Source organism: Haloarcula taiwanensis, assembly GCA_002844335.1.
GTDB classification, from domain to species: Archaea; Halobacteriota; Halobacteria; order Halobacteriales; family Haloarculaceae; genus Haloarcula; species Haloarcula taiwanensis.
In genome coordinates this window covers 2,580,381-2,604,702 of sequence record CP019154.1, presented here as the reverse complement: position 1 = coordinate 2,604,702, position 24,322 = coordinate 2,580,381, and the positions used below count along the sequence as shown (strand labels likewise).

Below are 24,322 nucleotides of genomic sequence, written 5' to 3'. Positions count from 1 at the left end.
TCGGCAATGAAATTATTTTTATAGCCGCTCCAACTACGGCAGAGCAATGCCAGAATCAAAACAGGGATCTAGTGTCGCCCATTTTGATGTCACCAATATCGGTGGGATCGATGAGACAGCAGTCGATATACCACCGGGCGTGACTGTCCTGACGGGGAAGAATGCCACAAACCGGACATCGTTTCTACAGTCTATTATGGCGGCGATGGGAAGTACGCAGGCCACACTGAAAGGCGACGCCGACGAGGGGAGCGTTGCCCTCACGTACGGCGATGAAGTGTACGAACGGACGCTCACGCGAGCGGGGGACGCTGTCCAGTTTGACGGTGAGAGTTACCTTGACGATCCATCGGTCGCCGACCTGTTCGCGTTCCTCCTCGAAACCAACGAGGCACGTCGGTCGGTGGCTCGCGGCGACGATCTCCGCGAAATCATCATGCGGCCGGTCGACATCGACGCGATCCGCTCGGAAGTCGAACAGCTGGAAGCGGAGAAAGGCGATATCAACGACGAACTCGCCACGGTTGAATCCCGCCAGCGCGACCTTCCGGACCTCGAACAGCGCCGGACCGAACTCCGCGAGCAGATCGAAGAGAAACGCGAGAAACTGGCCGAGCGCGAGGAGGAGATAGACAACAGCAGCCGGGATATTGAGGAGAGCCGTCAGGAACAGGATGTCCTCGAAGAGAAGCTCGACGAGCTCCGCTCGACGCGGTCGGACCTCGAATCTGTCCGCCGGGACATCGAGGCACAGGAGGAGAGCATCTCCTCGCTGAAACGCGAACGGGCTGACCTCGAAGACGAACTGGAGGAACTGCCAGAGACGCCGATGGGCGACCAGCAGCACCTCGAAGACGAAATCGCAAGCCTGCGTGACCAGCGTCAGCGGCTGAACAGCGAGATATCCGACCTCCAGAGCCTGATCCAGTACAACGAGGAACGGCTCGAAGAGGAAGACTACGACGTCATCCAGTCGCTCGAAGACGCGCCCGAAGGCTCCGGAGGCGCGGTGACAGAGCAACTTCTCGAAAGCGAGGACGAGGAATCTGTCGTCTGCTGGACGTGTGGCTCGACGGTCGACCGCGAGCAGATCGAAGACACGGTCGACCGTTTGCAGGATCTCCGCCGGCAGAAAGTCGAGGACCTCAACGACATCAAGTCGGAACTCGACGACCTCAAGACCGACCAGCGCGAAGCCGAAAAGAAGCAGCGCCGCCGCGAGAACGTCGAACGGAAGATACAGGAGACCGAAACGGAGATCGAACGCCGCGAAGAGCAGGTCTCCTCGCTGAAAGACCGGCGCGAGGAACTGACCGAGGATGTCGAGTCGCTGGAAGACGAGGTCGACAACCTCGAATCCGAGGACTTCGACGAGATCCTCGCGCTACACCGGGAGGCGAACCAGCTCGAGTTCGAGATCGATAGTCTGGAGTCCGACCTCGATGACGTGTCCGCTGAGATTGAGGAGATCGAGGAGCTGGTCAATCGGGCCGACGACCTCCGTGAAGAGCGCGACGCTCTCGTCGAGGAACTCACCGACAAGCGGACGAAAATCGACCAGATCGAAGCCAACGCCGTCGACCAGTTCAACGAGCACATGGACGCCATTCTCGGTATTCTGGAGTACGAGAACCTCGAACGAATCTGGATCGAACGCGTCGAGCAGACCGTCCGCGAGGGGCGACAGAAGGTCGACCGAACGGTGTTCGAGCTCCACATCGTCCGAACCACCGAGAACGGTGCGGCTTACGAGGACACCATCGAGCACCTCAGCGAGAGCGAACGCGAGGTGACCGGCCTTATCTTTGCCCTCGCGGGCTATCTGGTCCATGACCTCCACGAGAGCGTTCCGTTCATGCTGCTTGACTCGCTGGAAGCCATCGACTCGGCGCGAATCGCCGAACTCGTCGAGTACTTCGCCGACTACGCCGAGCATCTCGTCGTGGCCCTCCTACCGGAGGACGCGCAGGCGCTGGACGACGACTTCAACCGCATCACCTCGATCTAACCCCGTAGTCTTTTATTTCCGGTTACCGTACGTGGGACCAACAGATGGCGAATACGACAGACGGCCGGCCGTCGAGCAAGGTCGCTCGACTTATCGACGAGTATGAACTTGATGGACTCGGTGCGGAGATGGAGGCTCGCTGGACGGGTGACGGTGAAGAGCGGATGAGTCTCCGTGATCTGGCGGAGTTTTTCAACAAGCGTCTCCTCGAACGTGAACTGGTCGATGCGGGCCTGAGCGCGCTTGAAAGTGACGTAGAATCGACCTACGAGAACCTCACTGGTGACGACATCAGTACGGGTGTTCGGACTGACACCGTCAATCGACTCGAGCGCAATGGCGTCGATGTCGACCGTCTCGAAACCGATTTCATCACCTATCAGGCCATCCGGTCATATCTGAAGGAATGGCGCGGCGCGGAGTATCAGGGGCTGTCCGACGACGAGAAGATCGAAAAGGACCTTGAAAGTATTCAGCGACTCTTGACCCGAACGCTGTCGGTCACCGACCAGCGTATCGAGAAACTGCGCGATACGGGCCGCATCGACATCGAGGACTTCGAGGTATTTCTGGACGCACAGGTGCTGTGCCAGTCCTGTGGCAGCCAGTACGCCGTCGCGGAGTTTTTCGACCAGGGCGGCTGTGAGTGCCACCAGGACTGAGTCGACACTTTGGACTCTCTCTGACTACGCCGAGGTACCCGCAACGACGCGTCGACAGTAGAACAACCGATAGCAATTGTGATATCCAACGGAACAAACGATTCGAGGACACCGAGCTGCCGTAGAAATAGAACCGTACTGCCGTCCCGGGAATCCGCCGTCGTAGCTGCTTACTGGGGCACACAGGGCTGAAGACATCGGGGGCCATTGGAACGGTCATGGACCCAGGCGACCTCCGAGCGTCGATTCCGGCACTCGAACGGTGTACGTATTTCAACACAGGAGCAAGCGGGCCGACGCCCCGCCCCGTGGTCAACGCCGCAACGTCGTTTCTCGAACGTCACGCTTTCGACGCGCCCGCGGCTGAGGGGCCCTATACGGTTGCGTGGGACGCTATCGCGGCGGCCCGCGAAGTCGTCGCCGATCATATCGGGACCGACGCCGCCAACGTCGCGTTCACTCGCAGTACCGCCGACGGAGTCAACACGGTCGCAGGGGCCATAGACTGGCAACCCGGCGACGTGGTAGTCCGGACCGACCTTGAACACCCTGCCGGCACGCTTCCGTGGGATCGACTGGCCGACACCCACGGTATCGAGGTCCGGGTGCTGGAAACAGACGGCGGACGACTCGACATGGCAGACGTGACCGACGCCGTGGCTGACGCCAGACTGGTGGCGCTGAGTTCACTCTCTTGGACTCACGGGACCAGACTCCCGGTTTCGGCCGTCGTCGACGCGGCCCACGACGCGGGCGCACAGGTACTCGTCGACGCCGTCCAGTCTGTCGGGCAACATCCCGTCGACGTGACGGAATGGGGTGCGGACTTCGTGGCCGCGGCGGGGCACAAGTGGCTGCTGGGCGTCTGGGGCGGCGGGTTCCTCTACGTCAACCCGGACGCGTATGACCGACTCCATCAGACCCGCATTGGCTATCGAAGCGTCGAAGACCCCGGCGCTGACGGTTATGACTACTACGAGGGCGCGCGCCGATTCGAGGTCGGCACCACCTCTCCAGCTCCCTACGTCGCGCTCGCACATGCCATCGAAACGGTCGAGGCCGTCGGGTTCGACACGATCCAGCCCCGCGTCGAACGGCTGACGGACCGGCTCAAGGACGGGCTTGGTGACCGACTGCTGAGTCCCCGTGACTACGAGTCGGGACTCGTGACGTTCACCGCCGATGACCCCGAGGCGACCGTCGAGCGACTCGCGGCTGAGGGCATTATCATCAGGTCACTCCCTCATCCTGAGGCGCTCCGGGCGTCCGTCCACGCGTTCAATACGGCCGACGACATCGACCGCTTGCTCGACGCGCTATAGCTTTCACAGCACCCTGTTGTGACTGGCGTTACAGCCCCGGACTTTCTTGTCTCGACCGGCCGTTCTTCCTCGCATGGCGACACGCCCCGTCGTGACGTGCTTCCTGCGTAGCGAAGGCGAGGTGCTGCTGTTGCGCCGGAGCGGTGCGGTCGGCTCGTATCGGGGCCAGTGGGGTGGTGTGGCGGGACACGTTGCCGACGACGCCGGGCGGGACCGGGACCCGGAGACGGCTGCGCGGGCTGAAATCGACGAGGAGACCGGGTTGGCCGACGCGGTGACGCTCGTCCGGCGCGGCGACTCATTGCAGGTCGCAGACGACGATCATGGGGTTCGCTGGCAGGTTCACCCGTTTCTGTTCGACTGCGAGGCCCGCACAGTCACGACGAACGAGGAGACGACCGAGACCGCGTGGGTCCACCCGCCTGAAATCCTGACCCGTGAGACGGTCCCGCGGCTGTGGACCGCCTGGGACCGCGTTCGGCCGCGAGCGGCGACCGTTCGCGAGGACCGAACCCACGGTTCGGCGTGGCTGTCGATCCGGGCGCTGGAGGTGCTACGCGACGAAGCTGCCCTGGCCGACGCCGGACGGAGTGACGACCTGGAGACGGCCGAGCGGGGCGGCGACGACTGGAGCGCGCTCGCCGCCCTCGCCGCCGAAATCCGCGAGGCCCGTCCCTCAATGGTCGTCGTCGCCAACCGGGTCAACCGAGCGATGGCTGCTGTCGCCGACCAGTCGCCGGCGGCCGTCGAGCGGGCCGTTACGGAGTCGCTGAACCACGCGGTTACCGCCGACCGCGTGGCCGCCGCCGTCGCCGCCGAACACGTCGGCGACCGCCTTGCCACGCTGTCTCGGTCTGGGACAGTCCGCGCAGTGGTCGACGCCACTGCGCCTGAGGCCGTGCTCGTCGCCGAGTCACGGCCCGGGAGTGAAGGCGTCGGCGTCGCAGAGACACTCGCTGGTAGCACTGCCGTGACACTGACCACCGACGCGGCCTTCGGCCACGAATTGGATGCGTGGAGCGCCGACACGCTCGTTGTCGGGGCCGACCGCGTCCTTCCGGACGGCCGCGTGGTCAACAAGGCCGGCACCCGCTCGGCGGCGCTGTCGGCGGCCGCCGCGGAGGCGGACTGCTACGCGGTGTGTGCGGCGGACAAGATCGCACCACGCGCTACGTGGGACAGCGAGGAGCGAGAGCCACAGGAGGTGTACGACGGCGACACAGACATCGCCGTATTGAATCCGACTTTCGACGTGACGCCGGCGTCGGCAGTGACGGTCGTCACCGAACGCGGCGTTCTGGAGACGAACGATATTGAGGCAATCGCAGACGCCCACCGGGAACGGAGCGAGTGGACCGAGCGCCGGTGACATCCGAGACCGAAAGTCGCTTGCTCAGTGCTCGTCTAGCACGACCGGCACACCAGCTTCGGCCACGTCGGCGGCGAACTCACGGGAATCGGCTTCGAGGTTCGAGAAGGTGTTGTAGTGGACTGGCATCACGAGGTCCGGGTCGATGGTTGCGGCAAGGGCAGCGGCCTCGTGGCGGTCCATCGTCGCCCGCGGGCCGATGGGCGGACACAGTAGCGAGACGTCGAGCGTTCGGTGTCCGGGCAGCACGTCCGAATCCCCCGGATAGAAGGCTCTGGTCTCCTCGACAGCGATCATGAACCCACAGCCAAAGCCCTCCGGGTGGTACGGGCTGCCATCTGGCCGCGTGTGTGGGCCGTCCGGTTCGTTGTACGCTGGCGTTGACCATATCGGCACATCCCCGACTGTCGTCTGTGATTTCATTCCGACTTCGACAACGTCGTAGGGCAGCGAGGACAGCGGCGGGAGGTCCCGGTCACCGACGCGCTCATCGATACCCTCGTAGGCAACAACGGTCGCGTCCTCGCTCGCGACGCGCTCGATACCATCAGGGTCGTAGTGGTGGACGTGGGTCACACAGACAACGTCGCCGTCTTCCGCACGGTAGTCGCTGCTCGGTGGATGACCGATCCCGTCCGTGTGGGGTTCCCACTCGCCGGTGAGGACGCCGTAGCGGCCCGGGTCGACATACACCACCGTGTCGTCGCCGGCGAACCGGAGCGTCGCGTACCCCAGCCAGTCGACGGTCAGCCCGTCGTGTCGAACTGTCATTGACTGTCGATACGCGTTACACCCTGAATAAGTCAGCTACTCGTGGGCGTCGCCACTCGGCAGAAGATATACCCGAGCGCTGCCCGTCTGCTCGCCCGTGCGAAACTTCCACATCACGACGGTCTGGGGCATTCCGATACGGGTCAACATCTCACTGCTGATTTTCCTGCCGGTGCTGGCCTGGATTATCGGCAGCGGAGCACAGATATCTGTGTATGCCGGTATCGTGAGTGCCCTGTCGGGCGTGCCACTCGACCTTACGGTGCTGACCGCGGGCCAGACACCGTGGCTCATCGGCACCGCCGCGGCCGTGGGCCTGTTCGCCAGCGTCGCCCTCCACGAACTGGGCCACGCATGGGCAGCGATGCGCTACGACCTCCGGGTCGAGTCCATCACGCTCTGGATTCTTGGCGGTCTCGCCAACCTCGAAGCAATGCCCAAAGAGTGGAATCGGGAACTCGTCATCGCGCTGGCCGGCCCGGCCGTGAGTATTCTGACCGGGCTTGCCTGCTACGCCGCACTGTTTGCCTTGCCGGCGAGTGCGCAGGTAACGCTGTTCGTTATCGGCTGGCTAGCCGTCACGAACATCTTCCTCGCCGTGTTCAACATGCTGCCGGCCTTCCCGATGGACGGCGGCCGCGTGCTCCGGGCACTGCTCGCACGAAAGCGGCCGTACGCGACGGCGACCCGAATCGCCGCTCGGGTCGGGACCGGGTTCGCCGTGCTGTTCGCCGTCGTCGGCGTCCTCTCGTTCAGCCCGCTGTTGCTGCTGCTCGCGCTGTTCGTCTACGGCGCCGCATCGAGCGAATCCCGTACCGTCGCCCTGGCAGCGCTGCTTGAGGGGCTGACCGTCGATGACGTGGCTAGCCCACTCGACGCGACTATTGAGGCCGACGCAACTGTCGAGGATCTCGTCGACCGGATGTTCGCTGGTCGGCGGACCGAGTTCGCCGTCACGCGCGGCGGCGACGTAATCGGCGTCGTCACAGTTGGCGACTTCAGGGCACTCTCGAAGACTGAACGCGAAGCCGACACCGTCGCCGACCTGATGGACACTGACCTGCCGCGCTTTGCCTCAGAGACGGCAGCCTTCGATGCGCTCGTCGAACTCGACACCGCCAGAGCCACTGCCGCATTCGTCGACGGCCCCGAGGGAACCCGCGTTGTCTCCCGGGACGACTTCGCCAGCGCGATGGAGATGCGGCGGCTCGTCGGCTCGCCGGAACCGTTCTAGCAGCGTGGCTGAGGCATCGAGACGTTTTCGAATTGGGTCAGCGCTCCCGCTCTAACGGTCGGTACACACAAGAGGGGGCGACGTGCACTACTGGACAATGCAATCCGGGTTTGTCGACCTGTTTGTCGACCTCGTCGGCACCGACCCGCTGATAAACGGCCTCGTCGGCGGGGTCATCATCGCGACGATGAACCTCTTCGGCGCGTCGCTCGTGCTGGTCTGGCGTGACCCCTCTGAGCGGGCGCTGGACACGGCGCTTGGGTTCGCCGCCGGCGTGATGCTGGCCGCTGCGTTCACGAGCCTCATCATCCCCGGCATCGAGCAGTACTCGGGCGGCAATCCGATTCCGACGCTCGTCGGCGTCGCGCTCGGAGCGCTGTTTCTGGATCGCGCGGACGGGCTCGTCCCGCACGCCCACTACCTGCTGACGGGAAGCCGCCGGTCGGACGCGGCCAACCCCACTCAGGACCTCTCGGTGGACGACTCGAAGCTGACCGGCGTCATTCTGTTCATCCTCGCGATCACGCTGCACAACATCCCCGAGGGCCTGGCCGTCGGCGTCGGCTTTGGTGCGGCCGCCGGCGACCCGCTCCGGATCGGGAGCGCGCTCTCGCTGATGCTTGCCATCGGCATCCAGAACATACCCGAGGGGCTGGCCGTCTCTGTCGCGGCAATCAACGCGGGTCTGGACCGCCGGCTCTATGCCGTCTTCTCAGGAATCCGCTCCGGTGCCGTGGAAATCCCGCTCGCCGTACTCGGCGCTGTCGCCGTCGTGACCGTCGAGCCACTGCTCCCCTACGCGATGGGCTTTGCGGCGGGCGCAATGTTGTTCGTGATTTCCGACGAGATAATCCCCGAGACGCACCAGCGCGGCTACGAGCGGGTCGCCACGCTCGGGCTGATGGCGGGCGTCATCGTCATGCTGTACCTGGACATCGCGCTCGCGGCCTGACCTACCTCACTCGTCGTAGGGCCAGTTCGGGTCGCGGTCGAGGTCCGTCGGCGTCTCGCAGTCCCCGGCTTCGTCGGGCGAACACGCCCCGTGTTCGCGGAAGTTCTCCCGCGCCTCGGTCAACGAGACGTGGTTCGTATCGCTGACGAACTCCGCGTCCCCGAACTGGATGGGGTCGTCGAGCCAGTGACACACCGGACACATCTCGTAGGACCCGGGCCGGCCCTCCGGGAGCGTCTGGTAGCCACAGCACGGGCAGTAGCCGAGCTCCCGTGCGGCTGGATTACCGGGCGTCTCGGTTGACATATTTCGTGGTATGTGTCTTCACACCATAGAATTATCGAACCGCGATGCATGACTATTGCCGTGACGGACTACTCCGACTGTGCGTCCTCGACTTTTTCGGCGTACTCCTCCAGTTCGGTGGCCAGTTCGCGGGCCTGAGCCGCCGACAGCGTCACCGAGTCAGCGTGGGGCTTCACCGCGTCGAGGTCGGTGTTGTCCATCTCCAGTTGGAGTTCGACGTGGTCCGGGTTCTTCCGCGGCGCGGTCACGTTCAGGACGGCCAGGGCCTCCTCCTCGAAGCCGTGGCCCTCTACCTCACCGTCGAGCAAGTCGAAGGTCGTGTACGCGTTGACCTTCATGATGCGGTCGACCATACGCCGCGTAGGCGGGCCGGCGACTTAACGCCCGTTACTCGTCCCCGACGCCCTCGTAGCCGACCCGCTCGGCGTCCGACGCCGCGCGCTCGATGGCAGAATCAAGATCGAACTCCCGGACGACTTCGCCGTCCCGAACCAGTGGCCTCATGAGCGACTCGGCCTCGGCCGGTCCCTCGCGGTCGGCCAGCCCGACGTGGTGGCCGCCCGATTCGGTCCGGTACACCGACTTCTTGCCGGTGAGCTTGCCCCGCTTTGCCGCCGGCTCGCCGTCCACCTCGACGATGTCCAGCGCGAAGTCCAGCGGGTCGGCGTTGGCGACGTAGCTCCCGACGCCGAAGCCGTCGGCCACCTCCCGGAGTTCCCGGAGCGTCGTCGGCGTCAGCCCCCCGGAGAGGAACAAGTCCACGTCCTCGTGGCCGTAGGCGTCCAGCGTCCACCGGACCTCGCGGACGATGTGCCGGAAGTCGCCGCGGCGGGACCCGGTGGTGTCCAGGCGGACGCCCGCGAGGTCGTCGATGGCCTCGGCCGCCCGCAGCGCCTCGTCGGCCTCGTCGCTGTAGGTGTCGGTCAGCGCGATGCGGGGCGTCTCCTCGGGGACTGCCTCGTCGAACGCTCGCCACGCCGCCTCCTGGTTGCCTCGGCCGAAGCAGATCATCAGCGCGTGGGGCATCGTCCCGCCGGCTTCGCGGCCGATGACCTCGCCGGCGGCGACGTTCGAGATGCCGTCGAGGCCACCCAGTAGCGCCGCCCGCTCGACCATCGCCCCTATCGAGGGGTGGACGTGGCGCGAGCCAAAGGATAGCACCGTCGACTCCGGCGCGGCGTGGCGCGCTTCTAACGCCCGCGTCGCGATGCCTGTTGGATGTGAGAGAAAACCGAGGAGCGCGGTCTCCAGCCGACAGAAATCCCGGTAGGACCCCTCGATTCGCATCACTGGACCGCCGTCGAACAGCTGTCCTTCGGGGAGCGCGTCGGCGTCGACGGCGCGCCCGTCGAGCAACCGCGCGGCGTCTTTCAGCCCGGCCAGCAGTTTCCAGGTCCCCGTCGCGAACTGGTTCGCCGTCACCTCGGCGACCACGTCCGGGTTCTTACCCGCGTGCTCTAGCGCCTCCATCGTCCGGTCGAAGTAGGCGTCGGTCGCCCGTCCCTCGCGAATCGCCTCTGGCGAGACGATATCGAACTCCTCGCTCATGGCACGGTGTTTTCAGTGTGGCGAAAAAAGCGGTCCGGTCGGCGACTTCCCTTCAGGACCCTGCTTGCTGGTGGATATCGTCGAGGTCGCCCACTGTCGGTCCGTTGACAATGCGGACGGTCTTGCCTGACCGGACCACGCGGAAGGCGTCGTTGAACTGGTCGTCTTCTGGGACGACGTAGACGTTACTGCGGGGCTGGCTGGCGTCGTGCTCCTCTGTCAACGCCGCCCGGTAGGCCTGTTCGAACTCCCTCGCGTCTTCCTCGGTATCCCAGCGGGTCTCCCAGACGTAGCCGTAGCCGCCCGAGCCGTTGCGGTAGGGCACGACGAGGTCACCGCCCCAGCCGGCCGAGATATCGCTCTCATAGCTGTAGCGGTCGGCCTCCACCTGCCCGTTGTGGTACATCATCGCGTAAATCGAGGTCTCTCCAACCGTGTCGCCGACCGGGTCGTGGTCGAAGCGACTCCACTCGTCGGACGAACGGTCGGTGACACTGACGTTCACGGGCTTTTCGTCGGGGTACTTGTCCGGGTGGAGTACCTGCTCGGTGCTATCCGGGAAATCGTCGTGCAGCTCGTCGACAGCGCCCCAACCGCCGTCCGAACGCATCTGATCGACGAACCGCGGCCCGGTGACGTAGGGCTGATACAGGACGGTGAACAGCCCCTCGTTGTAGCTCGGCTCCTGGCTCCCGCCGTCGCCGTCGTCGCTGCTGCCCCCGCTGTTCGTCCGGTCGGGGAGCGCGATGCAGCCCCAGCCGTCGCCACAGCGGCGCTCGTAGAGGATGCGGACGTAGTTAGCCTCGCCCTCTGTGACACCCTGTCGTGACAGCTGCGTGTCCTGCGTCTTTGCGGAGCCGTTCAGCCCGAAGTGCTGGTCCTGCAGGGCGTGGACCAGTTCGTGTGAGAGCGTCCGCCGGTCGATCTGTGGCGTCTCTGTCGGGCTGACGATGACAATCTCGTCCCGACTCGGCGAGTAGTAGCCTTGGACCGTCGTCGACAGCGTGTTGTCGATTTCCTCGCTGCTGCCCGAGTCCTCGCCGATGAGCAAGAGCGCCTCCCACACTTGGTCGTTCCAGGGGTCCTGTGGACGGCTGCTGCCGCCGCTACCGTTGCCTCCAGAGCGATTCTGGTACTCGGCTCGGGAGATAACCGAAACCGGGACCGAGTCTTTGAACTCCAAGTCGCGGACCTGCTCGACGCGGGCCATTGTCCGGGCGACGACGGCCTCCCGCTCGCTCTCGTTTAGCCCGTCGCCGGTCGTCACCGACACCGGGTCGTCGTACCAGTACCCGTTCTCGTAGCCGATTGCGTCCTCACCGGTCGGCGTCTCGGGGTGGTCGCTGCCGCCGAAGGACGGGACCGTACAGCCCGCCAGGACGACCGCCAGCGCAATGAGCAGTTCCTTACGCATCGTGGACCTCGCTCAGTTCGTCGGCTGTCGGTGCGTTCGCGACGGTGACGGTCTGCCCGTCGACCCTGACCGAAACAGCGTCGGTGTAGGGGCTGTCTTCCGCTATTATCCAGTGCCCCTCTGCGGTTCGAGTGCCGCCCCAGTGAGCGATGACCGCCGTCCAGGCATCGGCGAACTCGCGAGCGTCGGCCTCGCTGGCCCAGGTTGTCTTCCAGACGTACGCCGTCTCGTCGCCGCTCTCGTAGACGTGCATCCGACCGCCCTGCCAGCCGTCGGTGGCGGGCAGGTCGTAGTTGTACGGGTTGTCACTGTCCAGCGACCCGTCCTCGTAGTTGATGACATCTCGCGTCCGGACGACGCTCGACTCGTTGTAGTCATCGGCGATGGTGTACGCCATCGACCCCGCGATAGCTGACGGGCCGACGACGGCGTAGTCGGGACGGTTGCGGTCAGTCGAGGGTCTGACCCGCTCCCAGTCGCCGCTGGACTGGTCCGCAAGCGAGACTGACTCGGGTTCCCACTCGGGGTAGCGCCCGGGGTAGGTCACTTCGGCGGCCCCGTCGGGATAGTCGTCGTAGGCGTCGTTGACGGCGCTCCAACCGCCGCGTTCTCGAAGGTCGCCGACCAGTCCGGGCCCGTCGCTGTAGGGGAAATACTGCATGAAATTGATGCCGAAGTGGCGAGCACCGCCGCCACCGCCGCTCTGGGCAGGCCTGTCGATACAGCGCCATGCCTCGCCACAGCGGTCGGTGTAGGTCTGGGTGACGGCGACGGCGTCGCCTTCGACCACGCCGTTCCGACCCTGCACCTGATCCCGCGTCCGCGCGTCACTTCCGAGGCCAAAGTGCTGGTCCTGCAGCGCATGGACGAGTTCGTGGGCCAGCGTGCCCCGGCTAATCGTCGGCGTTTCGGAGTCGCTGACGATGACGATTTCACCGCGCTGGCTGCTGTAGTAGCCCAGCACGCTCTCCCCGCGATTGCTGTTCTGGACGGCGATGGAATCGCGGTCCTCGCCGATGAAAAACAGCGCCTCGAACTTCGCGTTGTCGAACCGGCGCAGCGAATCGCCGACCTCGCCGCCGCCCGTGTTGTTGCGGTACTCAGCCCGTGAGACGACGGAGACCGGGACTGTCTCTTTGAACTCTAGCCCGCGAAGCCGCTCGACGCGGGCCATCGTCCGGGCGACGACGGCGTCCCGCTCCGTCTTGTTCAGTCCGTCCTCGGTCGTTACCGACAGCGATTCGTTGTACCAGTAGCCGTTCTCGTAGCCCAGCCGGTCCGTCGCAGGCGCTGCCGGAGCGGAGCCGTTGTTCCCGTAGTCGGTCGCGGGTTCGATCGGCGTCAGATCGACGGTGCTCGACTCCGCCTCTGGCGACGTAGTGGGTGCCTGACACCCCGCAAGTAACAGCACAACGGCACAGAGAACGACGAGGGCGAAAGGGCGGCGCATCTACTTCCACGGTAGGTTACCACAGTGAAAAGTCACACGCTCACTGTGGACACATTCGTCCGGCAGAACGAATTTGTGCGTCTGTTTGCGCGTCTGAACTACCGTCGGAGTAACTTTCGTAGTCTCGCCCCGCCAAAGCTCCCGTATGGAACTCGACCCAGCACAGACCGCCCTGGTCGTCGTCGATATGCAGAACGGCTTCTGCCACCCCGATGGAATCCTCTACGCACCGGACAGCGAAGCGGCCATCGAGTCCTGCACCGAACTCGTCGACCGTGCCCGTGACGCTGGCGCGAAGATTGTGTTCACCCGCGACGTGCATCCGCCCGACCAGTTCGAAGACACCCACTACTACGACGAGTTCGACCGGTGGGGCGAACACGTCGTCGAAGGTTCTTGGGAGACTGAACTCGTCGAGGACCTCGACCCGCAGGACGAGGATCTGGTCGTCGTCAAGCACACCTACGACGCCTTCTACCAGACGGAACTCGAAGGCTGGCTCGACGCCCACGGGGTCAAGGACCTGGCTATCTGTGGCACGCTCGCGAACGTCTGTGTGCTCCACACCGCTTCCAGTGCCGGCCTGCGCGACTACCGCCCGGTCCTCGTCGAGGACGCCGTCGGCTACATCGAGGAGGAGCACCGCGAGTACGCACTGGACCACGCCGAGTGGCTGTTCGGTGAACTGACTGACCGTGACGACCTCACGTTCGCCTGACCGATGGGCGAGGACCCGGTCCACGGCGACGTCGGCGAGGTCGATGACGGTCCCGAGTACGACCTGAATTTCCGCAACCACCCAGAGCACTACCGACACACGGCCGATGAGCAGGGCGCATTCAAAATCGAACCGTACAAGAGCGAACTGCTTCCCGACTGGACAGTCGCCGACCTCGACGGGGCGACGACGGCCGCCGAATCTATCCACGACCGCTACCGTGAGTACCGCGACAATGGAGAGTTCGTCGGGATGGACATGGCTCGCAAGTACCTCCAGATGGGGTGGACGCGGGCGATGCGCTACGCAAAATATCCGGGCGGGCAGAAATACGTGGACGGCGAGCAACGCGAACCGCAGGAGTGGTACGACCCGGAGAAACGCGAGATAGCGCTGGCGTACAAGGAGCACCTCGATGCGGTCCGCGAGGACCCGGCTTACGAACAGGCGAGGCAGGCCCACGCCGAGCGCTACGGGGAGTCGTAGCTACGCGGCGTCGTCGCCAGTCGTGTCCCGTTCGATACTCACCCGCACCTCGTCGCCGACGGCGAGGTCGACCTCCTCGCCGACGAGCTTCGCGCCGAAACGCTCGCGGCCACAGAACAGCGCGATACCTGTTATTGGGTCGCCGTTTGCCAGTACGGTCAGGTCGTCCCACGCGACCGTGCGGCCGTCGGCTGTCCCGACACCCGCTCCGGCGATAGCGGCGGCCGTTGTCCCGTCACTGGACAGCAATCCCCCGCCCGAGTAGTGTGGCAAGCCGCCGTCGAGGACGCCTGAATTGTCGCCGTCGATATCGTTAGCGATGCCAGCGAAGGAGTCACCGGGTGCTGGATGGACCGGCTCGTCGAGTCGGACCCACGTTTCGCCGCCGGCGACGACGGTCCCGGTCCCGTCCCACGACAGCGGCGTCACGTCCACTGCCACGTCGACCGGCAGCGACCCCGACGCCCGGTAGGGGTTCGTGCCGGGGTCACGGAAGCCGAGATGGATGTGGTTCGGGACCCACGGGGCGAAAAAGCCCGCCCGGACCAGTTCTCCGAGGTCGTCGCCGACGGTAACCGTCTCACCGGGTTCGACGGCCGGGTCGACGTGCAGTAACCGCGCTACAGTATCGCCAGTATCAATCACGATGAGGTGGTCGTGCTCGGCGGCGTAGGCCTTCGGTGGGGCCTGAACCGTCTTCGTATCGACGACCTCGCCGGCGACCGGCGACGGCGCGCGCTCGCCGTCGGGGTAGAGGTCGATGGCACACCCCTCGTCGTGGGCGTCGAACGGCGAGTTGTACAGGGAGAACCGGTAGTACTGGAAGAGCACGTCTCGCGATATCGTGACGACCATCGGCGGCGATTAGGCGTGTACCGGTATGGCTCTGTCGTCCAAGCGTTCAAGACGGATGACGTGACCACTGGTTCGTGTGCGCTGACGACCACCGCGGCGGGGGCAGCGGGTGTGCGACACGTCCCGCCGCGACGGCCACGTGTCGCCTGTTCGCTCTCTGCCGTCGAGAGAGACTTGTCTGCTGAACTGGCGGACGTTTTAATCCCGAGGGTCCGTACAGTCTGCCTATGCGTCTGCTACGGGGCCGCACTGCCGACCCCGAAACCGACTTCGAGCGGACCCGTGAGATGGCTGAGACGGTCGCCGAAGACCGCGAACCAGCCCTGCGAGCCTGGCGACCGCACGGACAGGTCGCGTTCGGCCGCCGTGACGCGAACAGCGACGGCTACGACCGAGCGTGCCGGGCTGCCCGCGACCAGGGGTACACCGTCATCGAGCGCGCTGTGGGGGGCCGCGCCGTCGCATACACCGGATCGACCGTTTCGTTCTCTCTCGCCGTCCCGACCGAGGACCCGCGAGGGACGATCGACGACCGCTACGAGTGGACCAAAGCCGCTGTAAAACGTGCCCTCGATGACTGCGGTATCACCGCTCGGACCGGGGAACCAGACGCCGCGTTCTGTCCGGGGAGCCACTCGCTTCAGGCTGACGGCAAAATAACTGGACTCGCCCAGCGCGTCCGCCAGTCTGTCGCCGTTGTCGGCGGCATCGTCGTCGTTCGGGACCACGAGGCCATCGCAGGGGTGCTGGCCCCAGTCTACGAGGCACTCGATGTCCGGTTCGACACACAGAGCGTCGGGAGTGTCGCTGATGCTGGAGGCACCGACGACCCTGACCGAGTCATCGCGGCGCTGGAGCAGTCGCTGGCTGACGGCCGCGAGGTGTCGGTGAGCGCTATCCGAGAGACTTAGGGGTGCGCCCGGCCGACAGGGCGTATGCTCATTCGTAACGCGACGCTGCCGGACGGCCGCCAACGCGACGTTCGGGTGCGTGGCGAGTCAATCGTCGAAGTCGGCCGCGATCTCGCCGCGTCCGACGAGCACGTCATCGAAGCGACCGGCAAGCGGCTGTTTCCGGGAATGATCGACGCCCACGTCCACTTCCGCCAGCCCGGCTACCCGCACAAGGAGACGTGGGAGAGCGGGTCGCGGGCCGCGGCAGCCGGCGGCGTCACAACCGTTGTCGACCAGCCAAACACCGACCCGCCGACTATCGACGGCGAGTCGTTTGACCAGAAAGCCGAGTTCGCTGCTGACTCTATCGTCGACTGGGGTATCAACGGCGGCGTTACGGCCGACTGGATTCCGAACGTCCTCCTGCGCCGTCGCCTGTTCGCACTCGGCGAGGTGTTTCTCGCGGATTCGACCGGCGACATGGGTATCGAGGCCGACCTCTTTGCCGATGCGCTGAACGCTGCCACCGACAACGACGTACCGGTCACGGTCCACGCCGAGGACGCCGACTACTTCAACGACGATGCCAAGGCCCGCGATGACGCCGACGCATGGAGCGCGTTCCGGACTGCAAAGGCCGAAGAGAAAGCCGTCGAGCGGGCCTGTGCAGTCGCGAAAGAGCACGACGCGACGATACACATCGCCCACACGTCCACGCCGGAGGGCGTCGACATCGCCAGCGAAGCCGGGATGACGACCGAGGTAACGCCACACCATTTGCTGCTTTCCCGGCGTGACCTCTCTGAGCTGGGGACCTTCGGGCGGATGAATCCGCCCCTGCGCCGCGAGAAGCGCCGACAGAAACTCTACGAGCGCGTCGTCGACGGCACCGTCGATATGATTGCGACGGACCACGCCCCACACACTCGCGAGGAGAAAGACGCCAGCATCTGGGACGCGCCGTCGGGCGTCCCTGGCGTCGAGACGGTCCTCCCGCTCCTACTGGCCGAAGCCCGTGACCCGGACAGCGGGCTCACCTACGAGCGCGTTCGCGACCTCACCGCACGCAATCCTGCCGACGTGTTCGACATCCAACAGAAGGGGGCCATCGAAGCCGGAAAGGACGCCGACCTCGTGCTCGTTGACACGACCGAAACGAGCGACATCAGCGGTGAGACGCTCCACTCGAAATGTGGCTGGACGCCGTTTGAGGGCTACGATGCGGTGTTCCCTGAATGGACGATGGTCCGGGGTACAGTTGTCTACGAGCGCGGCGACGCGCTGGACGCTGCCGACACAACAGCCCAGGAAGATGTGTTCTACGATCATCAGGGCGAGAACGTCCGGGGCGCGGACAGCGAACGACTAGAATAACGCCGCGACGACCGACGTCCCGACCATTATCCCGCCGCCACCGCCACAGAGTCGTGCCATCGCCCGCCGCGAATTGCGCTCGGTCCAGTTGCTCCGTGTGTCCATGTGTTCCTGCATAGCTTCGATGCCGCGGCCGGCGAGTATCGACCCTGACCAGCCCAGCAGGCCAAAGCCGAACACCAGTGCACCGAGAGCGAACACCGTCGCTTCACTCGACCGTGCATCACCGGTGTACAGCGTCCAGCCCGCCATGCCGAGGCTGCCAAGCAGGAAGCCGACGCCCAGCCCACTCCCAACCAGTCGCGCCCGGGCCGCGACGTACTGCCGGAGCCGCGGTGGGTCACCGCGCTGGGCCATCAGTCGACCGCTTCGCGCATCCGTGGATCGAGTGCGTCGCGCATTCCGTCACCGAGCAAGTTGAACCCTAGCACGGTGATAGCGAGGAACAGCCCCGGGAAGAAGGAGAGCCACCACTCCCCTGTCAGGAGGCCGTTCTCGACACCACGGGATAGCATCAGGCCCCACGACGGCGTCCCTGCCTGCGCACCGAACCCGAGGAACGACAGCGCCGCGAGGTCGATGATGGCGAGTCCGAAGTTCAGCGTGGACTGGACGGTAATCGGCGCGAGCGTGTTCGGCAGGATGTGCCGGACGAGAACCCGCGGATCGGTCGCGCCAAGCGCGACCGTGGCGTCGACGTACTCGTCTTCGAGCACTTTGAGCGCGGCCCCACGGACGACCCGGGCGAACCGCGGCGTGTACACCAGCACGAGCGCCACCACGGCCCGCCAGAGACCGAGGTCCCGCGGGAAGATGGCGACCAGCGCAAGCGCGAGCAACAGCGGCGGGAACGCCAACAGCACGTCCATCGTCCGCATGATGACGTTATCGGTCACGTCGCCGTAGTACGCCGCGATAATCCCCAGACCGACGCCCACGGTTGTCGAAGTCCCGACTGTGATCGTCCCGAACTTCAGGGCCAGCCACGCACCGTACAGGCTCCGCTTGTAGATGTCACGAGCCGCCGCGTCCGTGCCGAACAGCTGCTGGTTCGCGGGCGCTGGACCGAGCCAGCCGGGCGGCGCGCGGTCGGCAATCTCGGTGCCCAACTGCGAGCTCGTGAGCGCGCCGAAGTCGTATGTCACGCGGGCGTAGATGGCGACGGCCGCCATGCTGAGGATAATCGTCAGCCCGACGACGGCGAGGCGGTTCGTCAGCAGGTCGGCGAGGAACGGAGACGCTCGCAGGCGTCCCAGCGTGCCCCGTGTCTCGGTGTCCGTACTCATTGTTGAATCCGTGGGTCGAGGTAACTGTAGGTGACGTCGACGAGGAGGTTCACGAGCGTGAACAGCAGGGCAAAGGTGAGCACTGTGCCCTGAACCACCGGGTAGTCAGAGACGCCGATGGCGGTGACGATGGTCAGCCCCATCCCGTTGATACCGAACACGGTTTCGGTCAGGACTGCCCCGCCCAGCAGCGTGCCGAACTGGATACCGATGACGGTGACGACCGGAATCAACGCGTTCCGGAAGCCGTGTTTCATCAGCGTGATCTTCGCACCCTGCCCTTTCGCCCGCGCGGTCCGGATGTAGTCCTGCCGGATGACTTCGAGCATCGAGGAGCGCATCATCCGGGAGATGAGCGCCGTCGAGTAGACGCCGATGACCACTGCCGGCAGGAACAGGTGATGGATCGCCGAGAGGAACGCTTCGGTGTTCCCGAGCAGAATCGTGTCGACGGTTATCATCCCAGTCAGGGGCAGTTCACGGCCCAGCAGCGTCCAGGTATCGGGGAGGAATAGCGTCGATTTGATACGGCCGCTGGTCGGAAACACGTCGAGATAGGTCGAGAACAGTAGGATGAGCAGCGGTCCGGACCAGAATATCGGCACGGAGATGCCGGTCAGCGCACCGATTCGGGTGACGTGGTCCGTCAGCGAATCCTGCTTGACTGCCGAGATAATGCCCAGTGGCAGACCGAGCAGGATGCCTGCCGCCTGGCCGTATATCGCGAGCTCGAGCGTGATTGGGAGCCGGTCTGCGATGACCGAACGAACGCTGTTCCCGCGACTGATGCTGTAGGACTGGCCGAAGTCGAACCGCGCCGCGTCCCACAGGAAGCTCAGGTACTGCTCCCAGAGCGGCCGTCGAAGTCCCAGCTCAACACGTATCTGTTCTAGCTGTTCGGCCGACGCTCGCTGGCCGGCGATGACGATAGCCGGGTCGCCCGGGGCCAGGTGGAGAATCGCGAAGACGACCGACGCCACGCCGAACAGCACAGGGATGAGCAACAGCAACCGCTTGATGACGAACCGTGGCGGTACCACCGGCTCGATCAGCCTGAAAAGAAACTGTGTCCAGTTCATTCGAAAGTTCTCTTGAAGCGCTACTGCAGCTCGACCGTGTTAAGATACGGGCCACCGACGGAGCTGACCGTGTAAGAATCTTCGACGACAGCCTCGTTGACCGCCCGGAGCGTCTCTGCGTAGTCGATGAACACCCATGGTGACTCGTCGTAGGCGATCTGTGCGGCCTCCTCGTACATCGTCTCGCGGTCGCCTTCGGCGTAGGTCCGCTGGGCCTCGCGGACGAGCTCCATGTAGTCGGTGTTGGCCCACCCGGAGACGTTGAGCGTCGAGTACCCCTCGGTGTCGAAGCTGACCCAGTCCTGGCCGTCGGGGACGGCGTCCATCTCGACTTTCGGGTCAAGCAGGACGTACATGAAGTTGTCCGGGTCGGCGTTGTCGGTGTACCAGCCGAGGAAGCAGGCGTCGTGTTTCCCGGCGGAGGTGTAGTCCAGGTACGGTCCGAAGTTGGAGAACTGGTTGATGTTGACCGTCAGGCCGATGTCCTCCAGGTCGGATTTCACCTGGTTTGCGGTCTGGACCGGGCTGGGGTTGTATCCCCGGGGATTCGAGAACGTCGCGAGTTCGAACTCGAAGCCGTCACCGTAGCCCGCCTCTTCAAGCAGTGACCGGGCCTGGTCTTTGTCCGTCGAATACGGGTCGAGGTCGTCGTTGTGCCCGAGCACGTCGGGTGGGAGTGGCTGGGAGGCCTGCGTTGCAAAGCCCTGATAGATCTGGTTGACGATGGCCTCGGTGTTGACGGCGTGGGCGATGGCCTGGCGGACCTGCCGGTCCCGGAACGGCTCGAACCGGGCCATGTTCATCGCCATGTAGCCGTGGTTGATGCCGTTCTTCCGCAACAGCGTCGCCGTCCCGCTCTCCTCTGCGCGCTGGAACCCGGAGGAGTCGAGGTTGTCCGTGATGTGTGAGGCCCCGTTGATGACGTCCTGTACCCGCGTGCTGTTTTCGGTGATTGTCTTGAAAATGACCGTCCCGACGTTCGGACCGTCGCCCCAATAATCGCCGTTGGCTGTCAGTCGGATGCGCTCGTTCGGATTATCGAGCGTGTCGAACTGGAAGGGGCCGGTCCCCGCAGGTTCGGCTCCGAGGTCAGCCTGACTGTCGCCCATCGCTTCGATCTGGGCCTTCGAGAGGACGGCCGCGGCGAACATCGCCAGGTTCCGCAGGAACGGGGCGTACCGTTGCGTGAGTTCGATCGTCAGTTCGTAGTCCTGGCTCGCGTCGACGCTCTCGATCCAGTCGCCCAGCGTGAACGGGCCGTACCCCGACCGCGTCTCGTCGCCGAGGTAGTACTGGTAGTCGCTCTGGGTGAACCGCTGCCAGGTCGCCTTGAAGTCCGACGCGGTGAACTCCTCGCCGTTGTGGAACATCACACCCTCTCGGAGCGTCAGCGTCGCGGTGGTTCCCTCGAGAGAGTAGTCGGTTGCGAGCCCATCTTCTAGCTGGCCGCCGCTTCCGGCCGCAAACTGGATGAGCGTATCGAATATCTGGTTTGTGACTTTCGCGACTTCACCGCTAGTCGTCTGCTGTGGGTCGTAGTTCTCCGGGTGGTCGCCGCGGGCGTACACGAGCGTCTGGTCGCTGCCCCCGTCGCCGCCGTCGCCACCATCGCTTCCAGTGCCGTCGCCACCGTCTCCACCTTCGGTTCCGCCACCATCGCCGCCGTCGCCGGAACAACCTGCGAGCGTTGCGGCCGCCGCGGCACTGCCGGCCGCGGTAAGGAAGCTCCGTCTGTCCAGAGAATCACCGGATGACATGGGACTTTGTTCAAACAGATCTATTATAATTGTACCGGATAGAACAATGATTCTGTTATATATCTCCTGAGAGTTATGTGCAGCTAAGTAATATTACTCAGGCGCTGTCGCCGTCTTCCTGTTCGTAAAGGTGACAGGCTGCTGGGTGGGCGTCCGGCTGGAGTTCGGGATGTTTCGTCTCACAGACGCTCTCGAATCTATCGCGTAGCACCGACGCGGCGGCGTCCCAGTCTCCGTCCGCGAGATGCTCGATCGACGTTTCGACGACGCGACGATTCTCTCCGGTCAGGCTCGTTTCGAAGAACCGGTCGACCATTGTCTGTTTGAACGCTGCCACCGGCACCTGTTCTGTACCGTTTGGCGCTTCAGCGAGGTCCGCGCCACCGTCCGTCGCCGCTGTGGCGCTGTCGGCTTTGCCGGCCTGCTCCCGAACCGCATCGATGGCGATGGCCTCGTCCTCAACCCGCTGCCGGTAGTCCATTACCTCGCGGTAGGTCTCCTGTTCGATATCGATATCTGGCGGGATGACCTCGGGACAGCGAGTTCGGAAGTGACAGCCCGACGGCGGGTCAATCGGCGACGGGACATCGCCTTTCAGCAGTATTCGGTCGGCCTCGACGGTCGGGTCCGGCTCCGGGATCGCCGACATGAGCGCCCGCGTGTAGGGGTGTTTCGGGTCCGCGAACAGGTCCGGCGTGTTGGCGATTTCGACGACCTCACCGAGATACATCACGGCGACGCGGTCACAGATGTGGCGCACCACACTGAGGTCGTGGGCGATGAACAGGTACGTCAGGCCGAACTCATGCTGGAGGTCTTCAAGGAGATTGATTATCTGGGCCTGCACGCTCACATCCAGCGCCGAAACGGGTTCGTCACAGACGATGAAATCGGGGTCGACGGCGAGCGCGCGAGCGATGCCGACTCGCTGGCGCTGCCCGCCCGACAGTTCGTGTGGATAGCGGTCGTACTGGTCTGGGTCGAGCCCCACTGCCTCCATGAGGTCGGCCACCCGTTCGACACGCTGCTCGCGGCGGGAGCCGTCCCCGGTGTCCGCCGGGAGGTCGTGGATTTTCAGCGGCTCCATAATCGTCTGGCCGACGGTCATCCGCGGGTCGAGGCTCGACATCGGGTCTTGGAAGATCATCTGCAGGTCCCGACGGACTTCCCGAAGACCGCCCTTGTCGAGCTCCGAAAGGTCTTGTCCGGCGAAAACAACCGTTCCGTCTGTCGGCTCGAGAAGCCGGAGGATGGTCCGGCCGGTCGTCGATTTCCCACAGCCGGACTCGCCGACGAGTCCCAGCGTCTCGCCCTCGTAGATGTCCATCGAAACGCCGTCAACGGCTTTGACTGACTCCGGTTCGTTGCCGATGTACTTGTCCAGCAGGTCGTCGGCCCGCGAGAAGTGTTTTTTCAGCCCGTCGACCTCCATGAGCTGTCTGTCCGTTCGCGTCGTCTCCGTCGCGGCAACACCGGCGTCGCCGGTGCCGTATTCGTCCGTATCGAACGATTCGAGGATACATTTCGAGCGGTGGGTGACGTCGTCCGGCCCGTGCTGGAGATATGGAATTTCGCCCTCACGACACTCCGGCTGAGCCCACGGACACCGGTCGGCGAAGTGGCACCCTTCGGGCATGTCGATGAGGCTGGGGACGTTCCCCTCAATCGGAGTTAGCCGGTCTGTCCCCTCGCCGGGTATCGATTCGAGTAACGTGTACGTGTACGGGTGTGACGGGTTCTGGAAGATCTCCTCGACCGGTCCCTCTTCGACGATCTCGCCGGCGTACATCACAGCGACACGGTCGCAGGTCTCCGCGACGACGCCGAGGTCGTGTGTGATGAACAACACCGACATCCCGAGGTCCGCCTGCAGGTCGTCGATGAGGTCCAGAATCTGGGCCTGAATCGTCACGTCGAGCGCCGTCGTCGGCTCATCGGCGACTAGCAGCTTCGGTCGGCACGCCAGCGCGATAGCGATGAGCACGCGCTGGCGCATCCCGCCGGAGAACTCGTGGGGGTACTCGTCGACGCGGTCGGCCGGTTCCGGGATACCGACCTCTTCCAGCAGTGAGATGACATCCGAACGGATCTCCTCGTCCATTTCGCCGCTCCGGCTGATCGAGGGCGTGATTTCACGGACGGCGTTGAACCACGAGTCGTTTCGCTTGTTCCCGTAACGGTGGAGGCGAAGGCTCTCCGCGACCTGTTCGCCGACTGTTATCGCGGGGTTCAGCGATGTCATCGGGTCCTGGAATATCATTCCCATATCGCCGCCACGGATGTCCCGCATCACCCGCTCCGGGGCTGCCGTCAGATCGACGTAGCCGTCGGTAATCGTGACGGGCGCGTCGCCGCTCTCCGAGAGAGCTTTCTTCGGGGCTTCCCGGATGAACTGTGTGGCGAGTGTCCTGTCGTCGGCTGTCGTCTCAACCGATTCGGGGAGACGACTCCGGTCGACCGTCGCCGCGTCGATAGTGATGAAACCGCTGTCGCTGTCCTCTGTCCGTACGGCTTTGGGATACTGCCGGGACAGCCGCGTGACGGTCTCAACTGCGCCGAACCGGATCTCCCCACCGGCGATGTGACCGGGGTCATCGACGATATCCATCGCTGATAGCGCTGTGACGGATTTCCCCGATCCGGACTCGCCGACCAGACCGACGGTTTCCCCCTCCCTGACGGTGAGGTCGATGCCGTCGACGGCTTTGACGGTGCCGCGGTCCGTCTCGAACTGGGTTCGGAGGTCAGATAACGTTAAGAGGTCGCGCATCTGTCCCCCACTTCTCAAAATACCAGTAAAACTGTTGTGCCACTATCCCACCAACAATTTATCCCGGC

General features: G+C 64.5%; 22 protein-coding genes. 10 read left to right on the top strand and 12 right to left on the bottom strand.

Features of this window, described 5'->3' with window-relative positions; genetic code table 11:
* Window positions 1–46: 46 nt before the first annotated feature.
* From BVU17_13220 to BVU17_13205, 4 genes are all read left to right on the top strand, one after another.
* Window positions 47–2,008 carry a chromosome segregation protein SMC gene (locus BVU17_13220; GenBank protein AUG48438.1) on the top strand — a complete coding sequence of 654 codons (1,962 nt, stop codon included), beginning with the start codon at window positions 47–49 and terminating at the stop codon, window positions 2,006–2,008.
* A gap of 44 nt (window positions 2,009–2,052) precedes the next feature.
* On the top strand, window positions 2,053–2,670 hold the full coding sequence (locus BVU17_13215; protein ID AUG48437.1) for a hypothetical protein: 618 nt from the start codon (window positions 2,053–2,055) through the stop codon (window positions 2,668–2,670).
* 218 nt (window positions 2,671–2,888) lie between these two features.
* Window positions 2,889–3,992 (top strand): cysteine desulfurase, encoded by a 1,104-nt coding sequence (locus BVU17_13210; protein AUG48436.1) that lies wholly within the window; start codon window positions 2,889–2,891, stop codon window positions 3,990–3,992.
* A 73-nt stretch (window positions 3,993–4,065) separates the two neighbouring features.
* On the top strand, window positions 4,066–5,361 hold the full coding sequence (locus BVU17_13205) for an initiation factor 2B (GenBank protein AUG48435.1): 1,296 nt from the start codon (window positions 4,066–4,068) through the stop codon (window positions 5,359–5,361).
* Between the two features lie 24 nt (window positions 5,362–5,385).
* Here the strand turns inward: BVU17_13205 and BVU17_13200 are convergent, their stop codons facing one another.
* Window positions 5,386–6,132: a hydrolase gene (locus BVU17_13200; protein AUG48434.1), complete on the bottom strand. Its 747-nt coding sequence runs from the start codon at window positions 6,130–6,132 to the stop codon at window positions 5,386–5,388.
* A 97-nt stretch (window positions 6,133–6,229) separates the two neighbouring features.
* Here BVU17_13200 and BVU17_13195 point away from each other — a divergent pair, with 97 nt between their 5' ends.
* Together BVU17_13195 and BVU17_13190 are read left to right on the top strand one after the other, a co-directional pair.
* Entirely contained in the window at window positions 6,230–7,366 is a 1,137-nt protein-coding gene (locus BVU17_13195) for a peptidase M50 (protein ID AUG48433.1), read from the top strand.
* Between the two features lie 97 nt (window positions 7,367–7,463).
* A complete protein-coding gene (locus BVU17_13190; protein AUG48432.1) occupies window positions 7,464–8,318 on the top strand; it encodes a ZIP family metal transporter in 855 nt (284 codons plus the stop codon).
* Between the two features lie 6 nt (window positions 8,319–8,324).
* Here the strand turns inward: BVU17_13190 and BVU17_13185 are convergent, their stop codons facing one another.
* From BVU17_13185 to BVU17_13165, 5 genes are all read right to left on the bottom strand, one after another.
* On the bottom strand, window positions 8,325–8,624 hold the full coding sequence (locus BVU17_13185) for a hypothetical protein (protein ID AUG48431.1): 300 nt from the start codon (window positions 8,622–8,624) through the stop codon (window positions 8,325–8,327).
* 68 nt (window positions 8,625–8,692) lie between these two features.
* Entirely contained in the window at window positions 8,693–8,977 is a 285-nt protein-coding gene (locus BVU17_13180) for a hypothetical protein (GenBank protein ID AUG48430.1), read from the bottom strand.
* 34 nt (window positions 8,978–9,011) lie between these two features.
* Window positions 9,012–10,172 carry a nicotinate phosphoribosyltransferase gene (locus tag BVU17_13175; protein AUG48429.1) on the bottom strand — a complete coding sequence of 387 codons (1,161 nt, stop codon included), beginning with the start codon at window positions 10,170–10,172 and terminating at the stop codon, window positions 9,012–9,014.
* Between the two features lie 52 nt (window positions 10,173–10,224).
* Window positions 10,225–11,586 carry a hypothetical protein gene (locus tag BVU17_13170; protein ID AUG48428.1) on the bottom strand — a complete coding sequence of 454 codons (1,362 nt, stop codon included), beginning with the start codon at window positions 11,584–11,586 and terminating at the stop codon, window positions 10,225–10,227.
* Complete coding sequence (locus tag BVU17_13165) at window positions 11,579–13,036, bottom strand: hypothetical protein (protein ID AUG48427.1); 1,458 nt, start codon at window positions 13,034–13,036, stop codon at window positions 11,579–11,581. Before BVU17_13165 ends, BVU17_13170 begins: the two co-directional genes overlap by 8 nt.
* A gap of 145 nt (window positions 13,037–13,181) precedes the next feature.
* On the opposite strand from BVU17_13165, the gene BVU17_13160 reads away from it, so the two are divergent.
* On the top strand, window positions 13,182–13,754 hold the full coding sequence (locus tag BVU17_13160) for a cysteine hydrolase (protein ID AUG48426.1): 573 nt from the start codon (window positions 13,182–13,184) through the stop codon (window positions 13,752–13,754).
* A 3-nt stretch (window positions 13,755–13,757) separates the two neighbouring features.
* Window positions 13,758–14,240, top strand: coding sequence for a hypothetical protein (locus tag BVU17_13155; GenBank protein AUG48425.1), 483 nt, complete (start codon window positions 13,758–13,760; stop codon window positions 14,238–14,240).
* Here the strand turns inward: BVU17_13155 and BVU17_13150 are convergent, their stop codons facing one another.
* A complete protein-coding gene (locus BVU17_13150; protein AUG48424.1) occupies window positions 14,241–15,095 on the bottom strand; it encodes a hypothetical protein in 855 nt (284 codons plus the stop codon). It lies immediately after the preceding gene.
* Between the two features lie 227 nt (window positions 15,096–15,322).
* On the opposite strand from BVU17_13150, the gene BVU17_13145 reads away from it, so the two are divergent.
* Together BVU17_13145 and BVU17_13140 are read left to right on the top strand one after the other, a co-directional pair.
* Window positions 15,323–16,006 carry a lipoate--protein ligase gene (locus BVU17_13145; protein ID AUG48423.1) on the top strand — a complete coding sequence of 228 codons (684 nt, stop codon included), beginning with the start codon at window positions 15,323–15,325 and terminating at the stop codon, window positions 16,004–16,006.
* Window positions 16,007–16,030: 24 nt separating this feature from the next.
* Complete coding sequence (locus BVU17_13140) at window positions 16,031–17,362, top strand: dihydroorotase (GenBank protein ID AUG48422.1); 1,332 nt, start codon at window positions 16,031–16,033, stop codon at window positions 17,360–17,362.
* Here BVU17_13140 and BVU17_13135 read toward each other — a convergent pair.
* The 5 genes from BVU17_13135 to BVU17_13115 form a co-directional block, all read right to left on the bottom strand.
* Window positions 17,354–17,719, bottom strand: a complete 366-nt coding sequence (locus BVU17_13135; protein AUG48421.1) for a hypothetical protein — start codon at window positions 17,717–17,719, stop codon at window positions 17,354–17,356. The two genes, BVU17_13140 and BVU17_13135, sit on opposite strands and share 9 nt — an antisense overlap.
* The gene (locus BVU17_13130) at window positions 17,719–18,648 is read right to left on the bottom strand and encodes a peptide ABC transporter permease (GenBank protein AUG48420.1); all 930 of its coding nucleotides are present in this window, start codon (window positions 18,646–18,648) and stop codon (window positions 17,719–17,721) included. Before BVU17_13130 ends, BVU17_13135 begins: the two co-directional genes overlap by 1 nt.
* On the bottom strand, window positions 18,645–19,688 hold the full coding sequence (locus BVU17_13125) for a peptide ABC transporter permease (GenBank protein ID AUG48914.1): 1,044 nt from the start codon (window positions 19,686–19,688) through the stop codon (window positions 18,645–18,647). Before BVU17_13125 ends, BVU17_13130 begins: the two co-directional genes overlap by 4 nt.
* Before the next feature lie 59 nt (window positions 19,689–19,747).
* On the bottom strand, window positions 19,748–21,484 hold the full coding sequence (locus BVU17_13120) for an ABC transporter substrate-binding protein (protein ID AUG48419.1): 1,737 nt from the start codon (window positions 21,482–21,484) through the stop codon (window positions 19,748–19,750).
* 97 nt (window positions 21,485–21,581) lie between these two features.
* Entirely contained in the window at window positions 21,582–24,254 is a 2,673-nt protein-coding gene (locus BVU17_13115) for a peptide ABC transporter ATP-binding protein (GenBank protein AUG48418.1), read from the bottom strand.
* Between the last annotated feature and the right edge of the window lie 68 nt (window positions 24,255–24,322).